Below are 18,213 nucleotides of genomic sequence, written 5' to 3'. Positions count from 1 at the left end.
CCTGAGCAGGAGCCGACCATGCGCACGCACTACCCCCGTACCGCGCACCTGCCGTGGTCCCCGGGCGCCACGGCGGACGACGTGCGCTCCGGGGGCACGGCGGCGCTGGCCGGGCGGGAGGTGGTGGTCACCGAGAAGCTCGACGGGGAGAACACCACCCTGTACCCGGACGGGCTGCACGCCCGCTCCCTCGACTCCGGCCACCACCCCTCCCGCACCTGGGTCAAGGGCCTCCAGGGCCGGATCGGTGCGCGGATCCCGGCCGGCCGGCGGATCTGCGGGGAGAACCTGTACGCCCGCCACTCCCTCGGCTACGAGGAACTCGACAGCTGGTTCTACGGGTTCTCGGTGTGGGACGGCGACCACTGCCTGGACTGGGACCGCACCGTGCGGTTCCTGAGCGGCCTCGGCGTCCCGGTGCCCCGGGTGCTCTGGCGCGGGGTCTACGACGAGCGCGCGCTGCGCAGGCTGCGCGTCGACACCGCCCGGCAGGAGGGGTACGTCGTCCGCACGACGGCCGGCTTCGACCGCGCCGACTTCGGCCGCTACGTCGCCAAGTGGGTGCGCGGCGGGCACGTGCGGACCGACACGCACTGGATGTACGCGCCCGTGGTGGTGAACGGGCTCGGCCCCGCCGCCCCCCTGTGGGCCGTCCGCTCCGGAGCCGAACCCGACCTCGGCGGGCTGCTGTCCGCCCTCGGCACCGGGGTTCCGGCCCGCCCGGAGGACGAACGGGCCGTCGCCGCCGTCACCTCACGGCTCGACGGCGCCGGCCGCACCGGGGAGGCCCGGCTGGCCGGAGTGCTGGCCGCCGCGCTGCACCGCGAGCCGCGGGCCGCCCTCGCGGCGCGGCTCGCCGCGGGGCCGCTCGGGATGCGGACGGCGCGGCGGGTGGCGGACCTGGTGGGGCTCCACCCGGCGCTGCGCAGGCCCTACCCGGACGAGGAGCGGCGGGCCGGGCTGGTCCGGCTGGCGGCCGCCGCCGACCTGGGGGTGCTGCACGCGCTGGCGTCGGCCCTTCCGGACGCGACGGCCGAGGAGGCCGACTGCGCGGAGTGGTCCGCGCTGTGCGCCGAGGAGGCCGGGCTGCTCGGCCCCGACCCGCTGGGCCCCCTGCGGGACGGGCTGCGCGGGGCCCTCGGCGGGCTGGACGCCGACGCCGCCGACCGCTGCTGGGCCGAGGCCCGCGAGGCCTTCGGCCGGGGTGCGCTCTCCACCCCGCAGGAGGCCGTGGCCGCGACCTGGCGGTGGCGCGACCCGGCGGCGTACCCGCGGCTGGTCCAGCTCTGCGGGCCCTCGGGCAGCGGGAAGAGCACCTTCGCGCGCGGCCTGCCCGGGGTGGACGCGTACATCGCCCTGGACGACCTGCGCGAGGCCCGGGGCGCGCGGGCCGACCAGCGGGCCAACCCGGAGGTGCTGCGCGAGGGCCTGGACCGGCTCGACCGCGCCCTGGCCGCCGGCGGCACCGTCGTGTGGGACGCCACCTCCCTGACGGAGCGGCAGCGCGGCCTGGCCGCAGCCGTCGCACGGCGCCGGGACGCGCTGGTGACCCGGGTCGCGGTGCTGGTCGGGGAGGCCGAGCTGCTGCGGCGCAACGCGGTCCGCCCGCACCCGGTGCCGGAACCCGTACTGGCCGCGCAGCTGCGCCGGTTCAGCCCGCCCCACCCCGGGCAGGCGCACCGGACCTGGTACGTCGGGGCGGACGGAACCGTCGGGGACAGGGCCGGCTCCCTGGGGGCGGCCGACGAGGGGGAGGACCTCTGATGCGCACCAGTGAGCAGCTCTACCACCAGGTCCGCTGGGACCCCCGGTTCGATCCGGCGCGGTTCACGCTCGGCCTGCTCCAGCGCGGGGCCGCCCCCAAGCGGGTGCCGCTTCCCTCGTTCGTGCCCGGCGGGGACGTCCCGTGGCACCGGGTGCTGTTCGTCGAGGCCGACGGCGAACCGGTGTGGGACCGGGCGACCGGGCTGGACCGGATCGACACGACGCAGGCCGGACGGGTGCGCGGCCGGCGGCTGCTGGACGGGCCGTTCTTCACGGCGCGGACCCCGCACGCCTGGGACCCTGCGGACGGCGGCGCCTGGCGGCCCGTCCGGGCAGGTCCCGCCGCGCACCCGCCGGCGCGGGTGCGGCTGCTGACCTGGAACACCCTGTGGGACCGGTACGACGCCCCGCGCATCGCCACCGCCCGGCGCAGGCCGCTGCTCCTGGCGGACCTGGCGGTGGCCGACGCCGACGTGATCGCCCTCCAGGAGGTCGAACCGGCCCTGCTGGCCCTGCTGATGGCGGAGCCCTGGGTGCGGGCCGGGTACGCGCTGGGCACCGATCCGCACGGCGCGGACGTGGCGGACAGCGGGCTGCTGGTGCTGAGCCGGCTGCCCGTGCGGGAGGCGGGGCTGCACGCGCTCGGCCCGCACAAGGCGGTCGCCGCCGTCACCGTGGACACCGCCGGCGGCCCCCTGGTCGTCGCCGCGACGCACCTCACCAGCGACCACACCGAGGGCGGCGCCGGGCGGCGGACCGTCGAACTGGCGCGGCTGGCGGAGGGGCTGTGCCGGATCGACGCCGGGCTCGCGCTGCTGGGCGACTTCAACGACGGCCGGTCCGGGGCCGAGGGGCCCGCCGCGGCGCTGGGGCTGCGGGACGCCTGGAACGACGTGCACGGCCCCGCCGACGACACGCCCACCTTCGACCCCGGGGCCAACCCGCTGGCCGCGGTCGGCTCGCTGACGGGCCGGGCGGGCCGGCTGGACCGGATCCTGCTGTCCTGCGCCGGCGGGGCACGCGTCCTGGGCGCGGCGCTGCGGGGCGACTCCCCCGCGCCGGACGGGCTCTTCCCCTCCGACCACTTCGGGGTGGAGGCCACGGTGGAGTACGGGGCGCGGGACGCGGCCGAGGTGCTGCTCGGCGTACCGGCGACCGCGCGCACGGCGGTGGCCTGGCTGCCGCCGTACGATCCGGCGGTCGCGGAGCTGCGCCGGGCGCACGACCCCGGGGTGGAGCGCTGGCCGGCGCACGTCAACCTGTTGTTCGGCTTCGTACCGGAGTCCTCCTTCGCCCGGGCGCTGCCGCTGCTGGCCGGGGCCGCGGCGGCGGTGCGGCCGTTCACCGCCCGGCTGGACGGGGTGCACTCCTTCGGCTGGCGCGAGGACGCGACGCTGTGGCTGGACCCGGCGGCGGGCCAGGGCGGGGACGCGCCCTGGCAGGAGCTGCGGCGGGCGCTCACCGACCGGTTCCCGGGCTGCCGGGGGCGCTCCGGGGGCTGGACCCCGCACCTGACGCTGGGCCGGAGCGGGGATCCGCAGCGGGCGGAGCGGGAGTGCGCGCGGCGGCTCGGGGCGGACGCGCGTACGGCGTGCGTCGGGGAGCTGGCGGTGCTGTCGCGGCGCGGGGACGGCCCGATGCGGGTGCGGGCGGTGGTGGAACTGGGCACCGGTGCCTGGCGGTGGACCGATTCCGGTACGTCGCCGGACCGGGAGCCGGCGGGCCCCGCAGGCCCGGAGGCCGCGCCGGCGGTGGTGGCGCACCACGGGATGCCCGCGGGGACCGCGCGGCCCGGCGGGCCGGAGCGGACGCCGTCGGCGCTGGCGGAGCGGCGGGAGACCGGGACGCCCCGGGAGAGGCCGGGGCCCGGCGGGCCGGGAGGGCGCAGCGGGCCGCCGACGCCGGGTGCGGCGACCGAGGTGCCGGGGGCTGCCGGGAGGCTCATGGCGCGGATCGCGGCGGCGCTGCCCGGGGCGGTGGTGCGTCCGGCCGGATCCCGTGCGATGGGCTGCGCCCTGCCGGAGGCCGACCTGGACCTGGTGGCGGTGCTGCCGGGGGCGGCCGACCCCGCGGCGCTGCGGGCGCGGGTGGCGGCCGCCCTGCCGGAGGCGGAGCGGCTGCGGGAGGTGACGGGGGCGCGGGTGCCGGGGCTGCGGCTGCGCGCGTCCGGCCTGGACGTGGACCTGGTGGTGGTCGGGGCCGGCGGGCAGGACCCGGCGCGGGCCGTGGAGCGGCGGTCGGAGCTCGGCGGGGCCCGGGCGGTGGCGCTGAGCGCGCTCTCCGACGCGGAGGCCGTCCGGGAGGCGGTGGGGGCGGAGCATTCGGCCTTCGCCCGGCTCGCCCGCGAGGTCAAGGCCTGGGCGCGGGCCCGGGGCCTGGACTCGGCACCCTTCGGGGGCCTGCCGGGCCTGGCCTGGTCCGTGCTGGCGGCCCGGACGGTGCGGGAGGCCGGGGACCGTTCGCCCGCGGCGCTGCGGCGGGATTTCTTCGGTACCTGGGCCGCCTGGGACTGGAGTCGGCCGGTGTCCCTGGACCCGGCGGCCGACACCGGTGCGGGGACGGGCCCGGTCACCGTCCTGACCCCCTCGGCGCCGGTCCGCAGCTGCACGGCCCAGGTCGGGGCGGGCCTGCGGGACCTGCTGGTGCGGGAGCTGTACGAGACGTGGGAGCGGCTGGAGGCGGAGCCCGAGGGGCTCGACGGGATCCTGGCCGCTCCCCCGCCGCACCGCCGGCACGCGGCCTGGGCGGTGGTGACCGTACGGGGGGACTCCGCTCCGGAGTTCGAGGAGAACCTGGGCCGGGCGCGGGGCCGGATGCGCGCCCTGCTCGCCGCCCTGGAGGAGGCCGGGCTCGCGGAGGCCCACGCCTGGCCCCACGCCTTCGAGCGCTCGGCGGCCCTGGCCCGCTACGCGGTCGGGCTGGGTTCCGCCCCGCCGGACGCCGCCGCCCTGGCCGCCGTGACGGGCCCCTGGGCGGCGGGCCTGCCGGGGGTGGACACGGCCCGGGCGGACGGCGGCGAGGTCCCGGACCTCGTCCAGGCCTCCCTCCCGGATCGGGCCTGACCCGTGTCGCCCGGTACCGCACCTCGCCGCCTTGGCGGGGCACCGCGTACGTCCGGTACGGCGGCGCTCCGCCGGCGTGCCGATGCGCGGCACCGGGCGAGACGGTCTCCAACCGGCGGGATCCGAAGGAGGCGACCCAGGCCGTCCGTCCCGGATCGGGCCGGGTCGACCCGCCGCGGCCCCGCCACGATGCGGAAGGCACGGCCCGGTGCTCCGGCCGGGCCGGTGCCGCCGTGGCGGCCGGCGGGCGGAGGTGCACCCTTCTCGCGGACGCGGTCCTGCGGTGCACGGCACCGGACGGCGGGGGCCGGCCGGGCGGGCCCTGTGCACACGGCCGGACCCGGGGGCGGCACCGGACGGCGGGGGCCGGCCGGGCGGGCCCTGTGCACACGGCCGGACCCGGGGGCGGCACCGCCCGCCGGGTTCAGAGTTCGATCACGATCTTTCCGGCGGTGTGGCCGGCCTGGCTGAGGGCGAAGGCGTCGGCGAGGCCGGAGAGCGGGAAGGTCTCGGCGACCGTCACCGTCAGGCGGCCCTCGTCGGCGAGGCGGGCCAGGGTCGTGAGGTCCTCGCCGAGCGGGCGGACCCACATCCACTGGCCGCCGGCCCCGAGGACCGTGTGGTCGGCGATGGAGGCGTGCCGGCCGCCGTCGGCGAGCACCGCGGTGGTGACGTCCAGGACCCCGCCGACGAAGTCCGCGACGACGCTCACGCCGTCGGGGGCGAGGGCGCGCACCCGCTCGGTGAGCCCCTCCCCGTAGGCGACGGGTTCGCAGCCCAGGCCGCGCAGCCGGTCGTGGTTGCGGGGCGAGGCGGTGCCGATGACGCGGGCGCCGAGGGAGCGGGCGATCTGCACGCCGAGGGAGCCGACCCCGCCCGCGGCGCCGTGGACGAGGACGGTGTCGTCCGCGCCGGTGCCGAGCCGGGTCAGCAGCTGGTAGGCGGTGAGGCCGGCCAGCGGCAGGCCGGCCGCCTCGCGCCAGTCGAGCGAGACGGGCTTGCGCGCGAGGGCCCGTACGGGGACGGAGACGAACTCGGCGAAGGTGCCGCCGTGCACGTAGTCCTTGCGGGCGTACGCGATGACCTCGTCGCCCTCCGCGAACTCGGGGACGTCGATGCCGACCCGCTCGACGGTGCCGGCCACGTCCCAGCCCGGCACCACCGGGTACACGACGTCCATCAGGCCGTCGAGCCCGCCCGCCATGATCTTCCAGTCGACCGGGTTGACCGCCGCGTACCGCACGCGCACGAGGACCTCGCCGGGGGCGACCTTGGGAACCGGGAGCCGGGTCTCGGCCAGGACCTCCGGTCCGCCGTACGTCTCGTAGGCCATCGCCCTCATGGTGGGCCGGGGGTCCTGCGGCATGGGTGTGCCCTCTCGGTGAACCGGTGCGACCACCCCGTCCCCCATCCCACCACGAACCGCGCGGCGCGCCCCGGCGCAACGCGGGCGGCGGCCGAACCCGCGCCTCACTCGTACTCGGTGCCGCCCTTGCGCGTCAGGTAGGCGGGGCTGACGGCCTTCGCGATGGCGCGGCCGCCGACGACCGGGCTGTGGCGCTCGGTGGCGGGCCGGACGACGACGCCCTCGCGCAGGTGCAGGTCCCGCCCGGAGACGGTCTCCCGGCCGCCGGCCAGCTCCAGCACGGTCTCCAGGGCGTACGGGCCCTCGTAGAGCCGGGGCACCAGCGGGAGGTCGCCCTCCTCCAGCACCCGCGCCGGGTCCAGCCAGCGCACCTGTCCGCCGATCTCGGCGGAGACGTCGAAGACGGCGAAGCCGGGCGGGGCGTCGGCGGCCCGGGCGCGGGCGCCGTACGGCAGGTCCTGCACCCCGGACCCGTACACCTCGCCGAAGACGCCGACGCGGCTCGCGCCGAGCCGCTCGGCCAGCCGGGCGGCGGCCCGCTCCACGCCGTGGCCGCGGACGGCCCGCCAGTAGAGGTTGCGCTCCTCCTCCTTGAGCGCCAGGCCGCGCGCGCCGAAGCCCTTGGAGGAGACGAGCACCCGGCCCTCGTCGGCCAGGTAGGTGACCAGGCAGGCCGTGCCGTGCAGCTTCTCCGTGAGGACGACGGGCTCCCCCGGCTCGAAGATCTGCGGGTAGCGCTGGAGGTTCTCGATGTCCACCCAGGGCAGCAGCCGCGGGGCGGCCTCCACTTCGCCGTTCATGGTGGCCGGGACGGGTGGCGACCACTTGACGATGCCGAGGGCCTCCGCGAAGTCGGTGCCCTCCTCGGCGGCCAGCGCCAGGTCGACCCCGTCGAGTGCGCGGGGCCTGCACACCAGCCCCTGCGAGAGCTCCCCGCGCAGCCGCACGGCCCTGACCCGGTCGTGGGAGCTGCCGGCCAGCCGGCCGGTGAGGCCGAGCTCCTCGACGAGGGCGGCGGGCAGGACGGCCTGCTCGGGTATGTAGAGGGCGAAGTCCCCGGTCCGGTAGGCGCCCTTGGCGACGACGGCGCGGTAGAGGCCCACCTGGGCCAGCTCCAGGGCGTCGGCGTTCGGGTGGGCGTGGACGGTGAGTTCCTCGGCGGTGACGCGCAGGGTGGACACGGGCGGCTCCTCGGATCGGCCGGGTGGTGACCGGATCACTGTCGGGGCCGCCATTTCCGCTGGTCCACCGGATATCGGGGTGTTAGCCTGCGCCGGGCCCGGCAACCGGCCGCACGGCCGTACGAGGTGGAGGAACCCGTGGAACATCGCCCCGTCACCGTCGTCACCGGAGGCAGCCGGGGCATCGGCGCCGCGGCCTGTGTCCGGCTCGCCGCCGAGGGCCACGACCTGGTGCTGGGCTACGCGCGCGACGAGGAGGCCGCCGAGGCCGTGGCGGAGCGCGTACGGGCGGCGGGCGCGCGGTGCGTGGCGGTGCGCGGCGACACCTCGCGGGAGCAGGACGTGGAGCGGCTCTTCGACGTCGCCGGAGCCGAACTGGGCCCGGTCACCGGGTTGGTGAACAACGCCGGGGTGACCGGGCCGCTGGGCCGGCTCGCCGAGGCCCGGACCGAGGACCTGCGGCGGGTGGTGGAGGTGAACCTGCTCGGCTACCTGCTCTGCTGCCGCCGGGCCGCCCGGGACATGGCGCGGACGGGCGGCGGGGCCATCGTGAACGTCTCCTCCGCGGCCGCCACCCTGGGCAGCCCGGGCGAGTACGTGCACTACGCGGCGGCGAAGGCGGCCGTCGACGCCCTCACCACGGGCCTGTCGAAGGAGCTGGGGCCGGACCGCATCCGGGTCAACTGCGTGGCGCCGGGCGTCATCGAGACCGACATGCACGCCGCCATGGGCGACCCGGACCGTCCCGCCCGGGCGGCCGCCACCATCCCGCTGGGACGGCCCGGGCAGCCGGAGGAGGTCGCCGGGGCCATCGCGTGGCTGCTCTCGCAGGACGCCTCGTACACGACCGGGGCGGTCCTGCGGGTCTCCGGCGGCCGGTGAGCCGGCCCGGGCCGCGGGTCAGCCGAAGGCCGCCCGGGTGGCCGGGCCGTAGACGCCGTTGGGGTCGCCCTTGATGTCGCGGTCCCGCTGGAGCTGGGAGACGCCGCGTTTGGTCTGGCCGTCGTAGACCCCGGTCGGGCGGACGTACGTGAAGCCCTGCCCGTAGAGCCGCTCCTGGAGGGCCCTGACCTCGGGCCCCTTGTCGCCCGGGCGCAGGGTCCCGGAGCCCGTGGGAGGCTGCGTCGCGGACTTGTCCGGTCCGGTCGTGGGACTCGTCGCGGGCTTCGCGGAGGTCGCGGACGCCGAGGGGGTGCGCGTGACCGCGGAGGGCTTCGCGGTGGCGGCCTGGTTGCGCACCTCGGGTTCCCCGGCGCCCGGGCTGCGGGCGGGCAGCGCCGGAAGGGCCAGGTCCGGGCGGGCCGGGGCCGGGGCGGAGTCCGGTCCGGACCCGTCCGGCAGGAGCAGCAGCGTGCCGGCTCCGGCCAGCGCCACCAGGGCGAGGGCGGCCAGGGGCAGGCGGCTGCGCCGCCGCTCGGGCGCGTGGCGGCGGGACGCCGTCGCCGCCGGGCGGGCCGGGGGCGGGGACGGTACGCGCGGCAGGGGTTCGGTCGGCTCCTCCACCGGTTCCGGGAGCGTCGGCCAGGCGGGGTACGCGGAGCCGGACGGGTCCTCGGGGACGGCGATGTAGGGGCGTACGAACAGGCGGTCGTCGGGCTCGGGCCCGCTCTCGTCGGAGTGTGGGGACACGGTTGTCTCCCGGCTCGGCCGGGGTCCGGTGCCGGTACGGCACCGGACCCCGGCCCGCCGGTCAGGCCCTGCGCCGCCGGACGGCCGGAATCCGGCCCGCTCCGATGGCCGGCACGGTGAGCGGGGAGCGGGCGGATATCGACATCTGGGGCAACTCCGAAGTGCGGCTCATGCGGTCGTTATGGAGCGGACTCTTTCCGTCCGGGACCACTCCGGTCAAGCCGGGTGTCCGATCCGCCCCATCCATCCGTTCTCCGTCTTTCCGGCCGCGGCGGAGGTGGACCGCCACCGTGAGTGCGGCCGCCAGCATCAGGGCGGCTCCGGTCAGCGGGGCGGCGGGCACCGAGACCCGGTCCACCGCGAGCCCGCCGGCGAGCGCGCCCGCCGCGATGGCGAGGTTGAACATGGCCACCATCAGCGAGGACGCGGCCTCGGCAGCCCCGGGGGCGGCTTTGAGCATCCAGCCCTGGAGGCTGACGGAGACCCCGCCGTAGACCAGGCCCCAGACCACCAGCAGTGCGGTCCCGGCGGCGGCACCCGGCAGGACGGCGATCAGGGCGAGCACCGCGGTGAGGGCCGCGCTGACGGTGAGCAGGGTGCGGCGGGGATTGCGCGGCCCCGCCAGGAAGTTGCCGGCGACTCCGGCCAGGCCGTAGCCCAGCAGCAGCGTGCTGACGAGGCCGGCGTCGACGCCGGAGACGTCCCGCAGGATCGGCCGGACGAAGGTGTAGGCGGCGAACTGGCCGGCGACCACGAGGAAGGTCACGACCACTCCGGTGCGCACACCCGCGTCGTGCCGCAGCAGGGCGGGCAGTTCGGCGAAGCCGACCCGCGCGGTCGGGGGCAGGGCGGGCAGCAGCAGGAGCAGGGCCGCCGAGGTGAGCGCGCCGAGTGCTCCGACGGCGGCGAACGCGGCCCGCCAGCCGCCGAGTTCGCCGAGGAGGGTGCCGGCGGGTACGCCGAGCACCGAGGCGGTCGGGACGCCGCCGAATATCAGGGCGGTGGCCCGGCCGGCGCGGTGCGCGGGGACCAGGCGGACGGCGAGGCCGCCCGCGATGGCCCAGAACCCGCCGACGCCGACGCCGACGAGGAGCCGGGCGGCCAGGACGACGGCGAAGTCCTGGGCGAGCGCGGCGGCGAGGTTGGCGGCGGCCGTGAGGCCGATCAGCGTGCACAGCACGTGCCGCCGGTCGAGACGGGCGGCGCCGACGGTGACGAGCGGCGCGCAGAGGCCGGCGACGAGCCCGGGGACGGTCACCATCAGGCCGGCGGTGCCGTCGGAGACGCGGAGGTCGGCGCCGACGGGGGTGAGCAGTCCGACGGGCAGGAGCTCGGAGGTGATCAGGCAGAAGATCCCGAGGGAGACGGCGGCGACGGCCGCCCATCCCTTCCAGGGGCGGTCATCGGGTCGGGGAACGCTGGACGCGGCTGGTTCGGTCATGCTCGGCACTCCGTACGGGGTGTTGGCGGGCGGACGGTGAACGGGGCACGGCGGCACCAGGCACCGGGGGTCGCGCCTCCCCCGTCGCCCGCACTGCCGTGCCGTGCCGATCGCGTTCGTGCCCATTCTGCGGCCGTCGGGGCCCTTTCCGGCCGGCCCTGTGGAGAATCGGTTCACCGGGGTGGGCGGGCCGTTCCCCTCCGCCTCCTCCATCACCCGGAAGCGTGAGCTTCGCGGCCGGGCGGCCCCGGACTGCGGCATGGTGGTCGGGTGCTGTTACGCCGCGCCGCCCTGCCCCTCTCCCTCCTGGCCCTCCTGGCGAGCGCCGGCTGCGTCTCCGTCGGCCCGGAGCCCGGCGCCCCGGGCCCCGCCCGGGGTTCCGCACCGCCCGCCGGCGCCCCGGACCCGGCTCGCCCCTCCGCGGCACCGCCGGACCTGCCGCTCCCCCTGGGAGAGGTCCCGGAACCGAGCCCGGCACCCGATCCGGACCCGGCCCCCGCGGCGCCCGAGCGCACGGTGCGGCCGCCCGCCGAGCGCCCGGCGAAGCCCGCCCCGCCCCGCCGTGCCCGGCCCCCGAAGCCCGCTCCCCCGTACCGCGCGGTACGGCCGCTCCCGCGCGGGGAGGAGCTGTGCGAGGCGGCGGAGGGGACGGTCCCGCCGGCCGTCGTCGACCTGTGCGTCCGCCAGTACGGCCGGTGACCCGCGCGGAAGGCCGGCGCCGGGCCGCCGGCGGACCGGAACCCGCGCGGAAGGTCAGCGGGGCACCCGGACCGGCGGCCTCCCGAGGGCCCCGCACCGGCTGCGGACCGACCGGCGGGCCGTCCGCAGCCGGCGCACGGCACCGTGGCCCCGCCGGCTCCACTCGGCGCGCGGCAGCCCGGCGCGCTGGCCGCCTCCGGTGATCAGGGCGTTGACCGGGGCGTGCGGGTCGGCGCCCAGGCCCTTGGCCGCCAGGACCCCGACCACGAGCGGTACGAGGGCCACGGCGAGGGCGGAGCCGGCGCAGGTCACCCGGCGCAGGTGCGGGCGGGGGTTCGTCGAGGTCATGCCGTCATTCCAGCAGCGGCGCCGCGCCGGGGAATCGGCGCGGGTACTCAGGCCGTTGGACCCGGGGTACTCAGATCGCGGAGGGCGGACGTGGTGGCGGATCCGCAGGGGCGGGGCTTCGAGCCCGCGACGGGCGACGGCCCGCAGCCGTCGGGGGCCGGACGGGCCGCCGAGCTGCGCACGGCGTACGAGGGGCTGGTGCAGATCCGCCGCCTGCTGACCGGCGGCACCCGCGCGCCCGCCCCGTGGGAGCTGCGCAGGGCGCCGCGCGCGGTGGCCCTCGTACTAGAGGCGGCCGGATTCCCGCCGTCGGCGATGGACGCCGACGGCCGGCGCAGCCGCACCGGCTACCGGGTGGCGGCCGGGACGGACGGGCCGGTGGAGGTCGGCTGGGTCGGCCCGCCCGGGAGCGGGGCGGCCGGGGAGGAGCAGGAGCGTCTGACGGCCTGCGCGGCGGAGCTGGAGCGCCACGGCTGGGACTGCCTGCTCTACCGGGGCCCGCGCGGGCGCCGGTTCCTGGAGGTGCGCGCGCCCCACCCCGGGGGGTGAGGTACGTCAGCCGGGGGCGGCCCCGGCTCGGGCCGCGCCGCGGTGGCGCAGCAGGCGCGGGGCTTTGGCGGCCACGAGGAGGGCGGAGAGCCCGCCGAGCGCGGAGGCGGCCGCGAAGAGGGCCCGGGCGGCGCCGCCGTTGCCGGTCGGCTGGAGGGTCGGTCCGGTGGGGCGGACGGTGCGGGGGCTCGCCCGGCCCGCCCGGATCCGCATCCCGGCCCGCCCGGCTGGAGGCGCCCGGCCCGGTCGGGGAGCCGGCCGGGGCACTCGGCCTCGGCCGGCCCACCGTCTCCGACCACCTGCGCCCGCTACGCCGCCTCGACCTCGTGGCCGGGCGGCGCGACGGGCGCGGCGTGGTCTACGAGCTGCACGGCGAGCACGTCACCGCCCTGCTGCGGCACGTGCCGGAACACATGCACCACGGCCGCCGGGCGCAGCACGCGCCGGGGCCGCGGTCAGGGCGCCCCGAAGGTGAGCGTCAGCCGCGGCGTCGCCTCTCCGGCCGCCGCCTCCGAGGACCACAGCCACAGGGCGTCGGTCCCCGCGCTGGTCAGCGCCAGGCTGTACGGGCCGCCCAGGGCGCCCGCGAGGGCCGCCGTGTTCAGCCCGGCGGTGTGGACCGCCGAGCCGTCCGGGACCCCGGGGAAGGCGCCGAGCGCCGGAGCGCCCGTGCCCGGGCGGTTGTCGTACGTGGTCCCGGCCTCCGTCCAGGCGCCGGTGACCGGGACGACCGAGACGGTGTCCGTGGTGCCGGCGCCGGCCATGGTGCTCGTCTTCACGCTGAGCGTGGCCGACTTCAGGACCTTGCCCGCCGGCGCGGCCGGCAGGTCGAAGCGCAGGTAGCTCGTGTACAGGGAGGTCCCGCGGACCGCCAGGGAGCCGGAGGTGCCGTAGTTGGTGCCCGGAGCGCCCGCGTTGGCGTACGTGTCCTCCGCCGCGGTCACCTGGACGACCGGGTCGGCCGGGGCGGAGGCCAGGGCGAAGTGGTTCTGCACCTGGGCCGCGCTGAGGACGGCCGGGTAGATCGCGGTCTCGTCCAGCAGGCCCGCCCAGTGCTCGCTCGTCGGCCGGTCCGGCCAGCCGCCGAGCCCGTCGAAGCCCGCGCGCCAGTAGCCCGCGAAGTTCTCGTGGGTGGTGACGCCCAGGGTGCCCCGCTGGACGCCGTCCACGTACAGCGCCATCCCGCCGGGCCCCTGGGTGGCGACGACGTGGTGCCACTTGTCGTCGTTGTACGCGGCGGTCGTGGTGATGGTGCGCGTGGCACCCGTGTAGACGCCGTAGACCAGCCGGCCGTCATCGGTCATGTAGACGTGCTTGTCGTACTGGCTGCTGCCGTTGGTCTGCTGGTTGCCGAAGCCGACGAGCTTGCCGCCCCGGGTGGTGCCGGTCTTGAACCAGGTCTCGATGCTGTAGCCGGCGCCCACCGTCTGGCGGCGGTCCGCGTAGACGTGTGCGTCGGTGCCGTTGAAGCCGATCGCCGTGCTCGGGCCGGCCACCGCCCCCGGGCCCTGGCGCAGGGCCGGGGCGTAGTGGTGCACGCCCGCCTGGTTGCCGCCGTCCGAGGAGTCCGCGACGTACGGCAGCACCGTGTCGTCGTAGCGCCAGTAGAGCTGGGCGCCGTCCGCGCGGACCTGGTTCGCGTACGCCTCCGCGGAGGTGGGGACGGTCACGCCCGCCGGAGCGGAGAGGGCGCTGGTGTTGCCCGCGGCGTCGGAGGCCGTCACCCGGTAGGTGTACGACTGTCCCGGCTGGGCCGTGGTGTCGGTCCAGGAGGCCTGCGGGCGCTTGAAGAACAGCGAGTCCGCGGTGACCGTCCCGATCGGGGAGGCCGCGCCGTTGCGGTAGATCCGGTAGGTGAGCGCGCTGTCGTCCAGGTCGAGGCTGGTGCGCCAGCGCACCTGGACCTCGCCCGGCCTGAAGCTCGCCGCGCTGGCGACGGGGACCGTCGGCGCGCCCGTGTCGCCCGTGGAGGAGAAGCGCGTCAGGCTCTGCTGCGCCGACCCGTTGACGGTGGTGAACTCACCGCCGACCCACAGGTACGGCGTGCCGTCCCCGGAGCCGACGGTCATCACGCGCGGGCCGATGCCCTCGCCGACGCCGTCGTTGGTGTCGGGCGCCCAGCCCAACTTGCCCACGCCGGTGGTGGGCTGGGCCAGCAGGTGGTGGCGCTGGCCGTCGGGGTACTCGCCGACGCTGGAGCAGTCGTGCGCGTGCGAGGCGCTGTAGAGCACCCCGCGGTACGGCAGCACGGCCTGGGTGGCGCCCAGGCAGGTGTCGCGCCAGCGCTGGCCGAAGTCGGAGAGGTTCAGGGCGATGCGTCCGTCGAAGACACCGCCGCCGGTGCCCTCGTTGGCGGTGTAAAAGCCCGTGGCGTCGGTCGCGATGTCCTTGACCACGGAGTTGGTCTCGATGAACCCGGGGTAGCCCTTCGTGAGGGCGCCGCTGGCGGCGTCGACGACGGCCAGCGCGTGCGTGTTCGTCCCGTTCACGGTGAAGAAGTCGCCGCCGAGCAGGACGTTCCCGCCGTCCGGGGTGACCTCCACCGCCCGGCCTGGCTCGTCGGCGTCGGCCCGGAAGGGGCGCAGCGCCCCGTCCCCGGCGCCGACGGCGGCGAAGCGCTGCCGGGGCTGGCCGCTCACGGTGAGGAAGTCACCGCCCGCGTAGACCGTGTCGCCGGTGACGGCGATGGCCCGCACGGTGGCCGCGAAGGCGGGGCGGAAAGAGGGCTTGACGGTGCAGGTGGCCACGTCGATGGCGGCCATGCTGGAGACCGGGGTGCCGTTGACCGCGCCGAAGTAGCCGCCCGCGTAGAGCGTCTTCTTGTCGGGCGACAGGGTGAGGGCGCGGACGGTCGCGGTGCCGCTGCCGATGGTGAAGGACAGGGTGCAGGAGGTCGGGGCGCCGGTCGCCGCGTCGAGGGCGGCGAAGTTCACGGCCGGCCGCTCGCCGCCCGCCCCGCCCGCGGGCGGGCGCACGGCGGAGAAGGTCCCGCCGACGAAGACGGTGCCCCCGGCCTCGGCGAGGGCCCAGACGATGCCGTTGGGCTGCCAGGTGGGCAGCGCGTCGGCGGTGAAGGCCACGGGCGGGGTGATGGCGGCGGCCTGTGGGACGGGCCCGAGCCCCAGGAACGCTCCGGTGCCGGCCAGGCACAGGGCGAGAGCGGCTGCCGGCCCTCTGGATCTACGCATGAACCCCCCAGTTCGGTGTCCGTTGTCCGTAAGGGCGCACCCTAGGTCGGATCGCCCCCGCGGTCACCAGGGTCGACCGGACGAATGCCGGACGGCCTCCGGCCCGGGGGAGGTCCGCGCCCCTCCCCCGGGCCCCGGGTGCCTCAGCCCGCGGGCAGCGCCCGGCACAGCAGGGACGCCGGGGAGGGGCGGAACCCGGCTCGGCCGGTGAAGGCGATGCCCGCCGCGTACTCGGTGGGCAGGCACTGGCCCTTGTAGTGGCCGTAGGCGAAGTCGGCGCCCGGGTTCCCGGCCGGGCGGTCGTCGCCCCGGTCGAACCAGACCGTGCGGCCGGCGCCCGCGAGCGGGAGGCGGGAGGGGGCGCACAGGGCGGCCGAGACGCGGTCGCCGCGCAGGCTGTACCCGATGAGGAACTGCCCGGCCGGGCACTGGAGCTTGGTGTAGCCGGTGGCCCAGTCGCCGCCCTGCGGGACGTACGACTCGTCGCGGACCACCGTCCGGGCGCCTCCCGGTGCCCGCAGGTCCGAGGTGGAGCACAGCCCGCGCCCGCCGGTGTGGCTCAGGCCCGCCAGGCGGGAGCCGTCGGGGCAGACGGCCTTGCGGGCGCCGGCGTCCCAGTCCCCGGCGGCCCTGCTGAGCAGCGAGGCGTCGTGGTCCCGGTGGTCGGTGCTGAGCTGGTACCAGGAGGGGGTGGCGGGGACCGGGCCGGTGCGGCCGGCGGCGGCGGTCAGTGCGGTCCAGGGGGCGGTGCGCCAGTCGGCGGGGTCCAGGACGCCGCTGCGCCGGCCGGTGGCGTCGTAGCGCAGCATCGCCCAGCTGTCGCCTCCGGGGGCGCCCTGTGCGGTGGTGCTCCAGCCGACGAGCGGCCAGTACGCGAAGTCGGCGTCGGAGGAGGCCAGGTAGCCCGTCATGTTCTGGAACCAGGCGCGCGGGGCGGCTGCGTTCTCGTCGGCGCCGATGCCGAACTCGCTGATCCACACCGGCGCGGTGAAGTGCGCACCCGTCTCGGCGGAGACGAAGAAGGCCTGGTCGTAGAGGGTCTGTTCGAGCTGGGCCCGGCTCATGTCCTGGTAGCGGGCGTCATGGGTCTCGCCGAGGCCCGTCGCGCCGCTGTGGTGCGGGCCGGTATAGCCGTAGAAGTGGGCCGAGTAGACCAGCTTGTTCGAGACGACCAGGGTGTGGGAGAGGGTGCGGACGGGCGTGAGGGCCGGGCGGCCGTGCGGGAGTCCGTCGGCCGGGATGCCCGTCCAGTTGATGCCCTCGACGACGATGAGCAGGTTCGGGTTGGCCTCGGTCAGGATCCGGTCGGCGGCTTCCTGTGAGGCGGCCTGCCAGTCGTGTCCGTCGCCCAGGCCCCAGTTGGGGTCGTCCCAGGTGTCGCGGCGGACCTCGTTGTAGAGGTCGGCGCCGACCACGCGGGGGTTGTCGCGGTAGCGGCGGGCCAGGAAGACCCAGTCGTCGGCCCACTGGGCGGTGGAACGCGTGCTGTTCCAGCGCTCGTTGCCGTCGAGCCCGCAGCACCAGCGGGTGGTTCCGGTGTGGTTGTTGAGGATGACGGCGAAGCCCGCGTCGGTGAGGGCGGCGACGACGGCGTCGTAGACCTGGAGCGGGGTGCGGCCGCGCAGCGCCGGGTTGGCGGCGACCGCCGCGTCCGGGACGGGGGCGGCGGTGTGGAGCATCTCGTTGGAGAAGGGCAGCCGGATGCTGTTCAGCCCGAGCGCGCGGAAGTCGGCGAGCAGCGCGGGCAGCGCCACCCGGTCCAGGCCGAGGGGGATGCCGTGGGAGTCCTGGCCCGCGTGGTGGTTGGCGGGGTCGCTGCGGTCGCCGGAGCCGTTCCAGGAGCCCTGGGCGCCGTCCCAGTTGCCGGAGCGCAGCCGGAAGCGGTTGCCCTGCGCGTCGACGACGTACCGGCCCCGGGTGGACAGCGGGGGCGTCCACGGCGCGGGGTCGGCGGACTGCGGGGCCTGCGGCGCGGCCGGTACGGCGGCCAGGGCGGGGGCGGCGGCCGGCAGGATACCTCCGCCCGCCAGGAGCAGCACGCTCAACAGCACCCGTACAAGGCTTTTCATCTGGCTCCCACCCGTTCCGGCCGCCCCGTCCGGGCGGCTGCGGCGCACAAGTTACCGGCCGGTCGTACCGGAGGGAAGGCACTCGGGCACCCCGGTGCCCCGTGGTGTGCGGCGATCCGGCCCCCGTCGGCGACACTGGGGGGAGCAGAAGGTTGCGGGGGGTCCTGAACGGAGGCCGTCGTGAGCACACCTTCCCCCATCCGGATCGCCGCCGTACTGTCCGCCGAACACCGCGGCCGGCTGATGTCCTACGCACGTGAGGTCAATTTCCCCGAGGGCGCGCGGATCTTCGAAGAGGGCGGCCGGGCGGAGGCCTTCTGGATCGTGCGCTCGGGCACGGTGACCCTGGAGGTCCCGCTCCCCTCGGGCGGCCGCCGGGGCGCCGTCTCCGTCGAGAGCCTCGGACCCGGGGAGCTCGTCGGCTGGTCCTGGCTGTTCCCGCCGTACACCTGGCAGCTGAGCGCCGAGGCGATGACGCCCGTACGGGCCTACGAGTTCGACGGGCCGGCCGTCCGGATGCTCATGGACGCCGACCCGGCCTTCGGCTCTGCGGTCGGCCACTGGGTCGCACGGATCCTCGCGGTGCGGCTCCAGCAGACCCGCACGCGGCTCCTCGACCTCTACGCCCCCCGCACCACGGCCACCCGCTGACCCCGGCGGCGGCCGCCGGGACCGCCGCCGCCCCCCGGACCGAACCCCGGCCACCCGCCCCCCGCACCCCGCTCCGGCACCGTGCGGGGGGCGTGTTCGGCCGATTCCCGGAATGCCTCCCCCACAGGTCACGGCGGCGGCGCCCGCTGCGGAGTGCACTCATGCGCTCACGATCGGTGACGAGAAATAGCGGTACGAACGGGCGTTCCCGCTCCGGATGGGCAAGACTCGCGTCCGCTATCCGAAACACCGACCCGAGGAGTGTT

Annotated in this window: 14 protein-coding genes; 6 read left to right on the top strand and 8 right to left on the bottom strand. The window is 77.2% G+C overall.

What is annotated here, in order from left to right; all coding sequences use genetic code 11:
* Positions 1-18 precede the first annotated feature (18 nt).
* Together AB0469_RS08495 and AB0469_RS08490 are read left to right on the top strand one after the other, a co-directional pair.
* On the top strand, positions 19-1,764 hold the full coding sequence (locus AB0469_RS08495; RefSeq protein ID WP_366450564.1) for an RNA ligase family protein: 1,746 nt from the start codon (positions 19-21) through the stop codon (positions 1,762-1,764).
* The gene (locus AB0469_RS08490) at positions 1,764-4,826 is read left to right on the top strand and encodes a poly(A) polymerase (protein WP_366450563.1); all 3,063 of its coding nucleotides are present in this window, start codon (positions 1,764-1,766) and stop codon (positions 4,824-4,826) included. The genes AB0469_RS08495 and AB0469_RS08490 overlap by 1 nt, the downstream gene beginning before the upstream one ends.
* A 424-nt stretch (positions 4,827-5,250) precedes the next feature.
* Here the strand turns inward: AB0469_RS08490 and AB0469_RS08485 are convergent, their stop codons facing one another.
* Together AB0469_RS08485 and AB0469_RS08480 are read right to left on the bottom strand one after the other, a co-directional pair.
* Positions 5,251-6,168 (bottom strand): NADP-dependent oxidoreductase, encoded by a 918-nt coding sequence (locus AB0469_RS08485; RefSeq protein ID WP_366450751.1) that lies wholly within the window; start codon positions 6,166-6,168, stop codon positions 5,251-5,253.
* 128 nt (positions 6,169-6,296) lie between these two features.
* Positions 6,297-7,373, bottom strand: a complete 1,077-nt coding sequence (locus AB0469_RS08480; RefSeq protein ID WP_366450562.1) for an RNA ligase (ATP) — start codon at positions 7,371-7,373, stop codon at positions 6,297-6,299.
* A 138-nt stretch (positions 7,374-7,511) separates the two neighbouring features.
* Between AB0469_RS08480 and AB0469_RS08475 the strand changes: the two genes are divergently transcribed.
* On the top strand, positions 7,512-8,255 hold the full coding sequence (locus AB0469_RS08475; protein WP_366450561.1) for a glucose 1-dehydrogenase: 744 nt from the start codon (positions 7,512-7,514) through the stop codon (positions 8,253-8,255).
* A gap of 18 nt (positions 8,256-8,273) precedes the next feature.
* Here AB0469_RS08475 and AB0469_RS08470 read toward each other — a convergent pair whose 3' ends face one another.
* Positions 8,274-9,002, bottom strand: a complete 729-nt coding sequence (locus AB0469_RS08470; protein ID WP_366450560.1) for a peptidoglycan-binding protein — start codon at positions 9,000-9,002, stop codon at positions 8,274-8,276.
* A 61-nt stretch (positions 9,003-9,063) separates the two neighbouring features.
* Positions 9,064-10,443, bottom strand: a complete 1,380-nt coding sequence (locus tag AB0469_RS08465) for an MFS transporter (RefSeq protein WP_366450559.1) — start codon at positions 10,441-10,443, stop codon at positions 9,064-9,066.
* A 270-nt stretch (positions 10,444-10,713) separates the two neighbouring features.
* Between AB0469_RS08465 and AB0469_RS08460 the strand changes: the two genes are divergently transcribed.
* Entirely contained in the window at positions 10,714-11,142 is a 429-nt protein-coding gene (locus AB0469_RS08460; RefSeq protein ID WP_366450558.1) for a hypothetical protein, read from the top strand.
* A 54-nt stretch (positions 11,143-11,196) separates the two neighbouring features.
* Here the strand turns inward: AB0469_RS08460 and AB0469_RS08455 are convergent, their stop codons facing one another.
* Positions 11,197-11,490: a hypothetical protein gene (locus tag AB0469_RS08455; RefSeq protein ID WP_366450557.1), complete on the bottom strand. Its 294-nt coding sequence runs from the start codon at positions 11,488-11,490 to the stop codon at positions 11,197-11,199.
* Positions 11,491-11,583: 93 nt separating this feature from the next.
* Here AB0469_RS08455 and AB0469_RS08450 point away from each other — a divergent pair, with 93 nt between their 5' ends.
* Positions 11,584-12,039 carry a hypothetical protein gene (locus tag AB0469_RS08450; protein ID WP_366450750.1) on the top strand — a complete coding sequence of 152 codons (456 nt, stop codon included), beginning with the start codon at positions 11,584-11,586 and terminating at the stop codon, positions 12,037-12,039.
* A gap of 6 nt (positions 12,040-12,045) precedes the next feature.
* On the opposite strand, the gene AB0469_RS08445 is transcribed toward AB0469_RS08450, so the two are convergent.
* The 3 genes from AB0469_RS08445 to AB0469_RS08435 all read right to left on the bottom strand — a co-directional run bounded on the left by AB0469_RS08445 (position 12,046) and on the right by AB0469_RS08435 (position 17,296).
* The gene (locus AB0469_RS08445; RefSeq protein WP_366450556.1) at positions 12,046-12,252 is read right to left on the bottom strand and encodes a hypothetical protein; all 207 of its coding nucleotides are present in this window, start codon (positions 12,250-12,252) and stop codon (positions 12,046-12,048) included.
* 242 nt (positions 12,253-12,494) lie between these two features.
* Positions 12,495-15,227: a DNRLRE domain-containing protein gene (locus AB0469_RS08440; RefSeq protein ID WP_366450555.1), complete on the bottom strand. Its 2,733-nt coding sequence runs from the start codon at positions 15,225-15,227 to the stop codon at positions 12,495-12,497.
* Positions 15,228-15,370: 143 nt separating this feature from the next.
* Positions 15,371-17,296: a cellulase family glycosylhydrolase gene (locus AB0469_RS08435; RefSeq protein ID WP_366450554.1), complete on the bottom strand. Its 1,926-nt coding sequence runs from the start codon at positions 17,294-17,296 to the stop codon at positions 15,371-15,373.
* Between the two features lie 180 nt (positions 17,297-17,476).
* On the opposite strand from AB0469_RS08435, the gene AB0469_RS08430 reads away from it, so the two are divergent.
* Complete coding sequence (locus AB0469_RS08430; RefSeq protein WP_366450553.1) at positions 17,477-17,947, top strand: Crp/Fnr family transcriptional regulator; 471 nt, start codon at positions 17,477-17,479, stop codon at positions 17,945-17,947.
* The last annotated feature ends 266 nt before the right edge of the window (positions 17,948-18,213 follow it).

Source organism: Streptomyces sp. NPDC093801 (assembly GCF_040701585.1).
Classification (GTDB): Bacteria; Actinomycetota; Actinomycetes; order Streptomycetales; family Streptomycetaceae; genus Streptomyces.
Note: the sequence above shows the minus strand (reverse complement) of the source record. Positions and strands in the feature narration are given on the sequence as shown.

Coding starts and splice junctions, on each gene's coding strand:
- AB0469_RS08495 (WP_366450564.1), top strand. CDS start 19: ATGCGCACGCACTACCCCCGTACCGCGCACCTGCCGTGGTCCCCGGGC.
- AB0469_RS08490 (WP_366450563.1), top strand. CDS start 1,764: ATGCGCACCAGTGAGCAGCTCTACCACCAGGTCCGCTGGGACCCCCGG.
- AB0469_RS08485 (WP_366450751.1), bottom strand. CDS start 6,168: ATGAGGGCGATGGCCTACGAGACGTACGGCGGACCGGAGGTCCTGGCC.
- AB0469_RS08465 (WP_366450559.1), bottom strand. CDS start 10,443: ATGACCGAACCAGCCGCGTCCAGCGTTCCCCGACCCGATGACCGCCCC.
- AB0469_RS08455 (WP_366450557.1), bottom strand. CDS start 11,490: ATGACCTCGACGAACCCCCGCCCGCACCTGCGCCGGGTGACCTGCGCC.
- AB0469_RS08445 (WP_366450556.1), bottom strand. CDS start 12,252: ATGCGGATCCGGGCGGGCCGGGCGAGCCCCCGCACCGTCCGCCCCACC.
- AB0469_RS08440 (WP_366450555.1), bottom strand. CDS start 15,227: ATGCGTAGATCCAGAGGGCCGGCAGCCGCTCTCGCCCTGTGCCTGGCC.
- AB0469_RS08435 (WP_366450554.1), bottom strand. CDS start 17,296: ATGAAAAGCCTTGTACGGGTGCTGTTGAGCGTGCTGCTCCTGGCGGGC.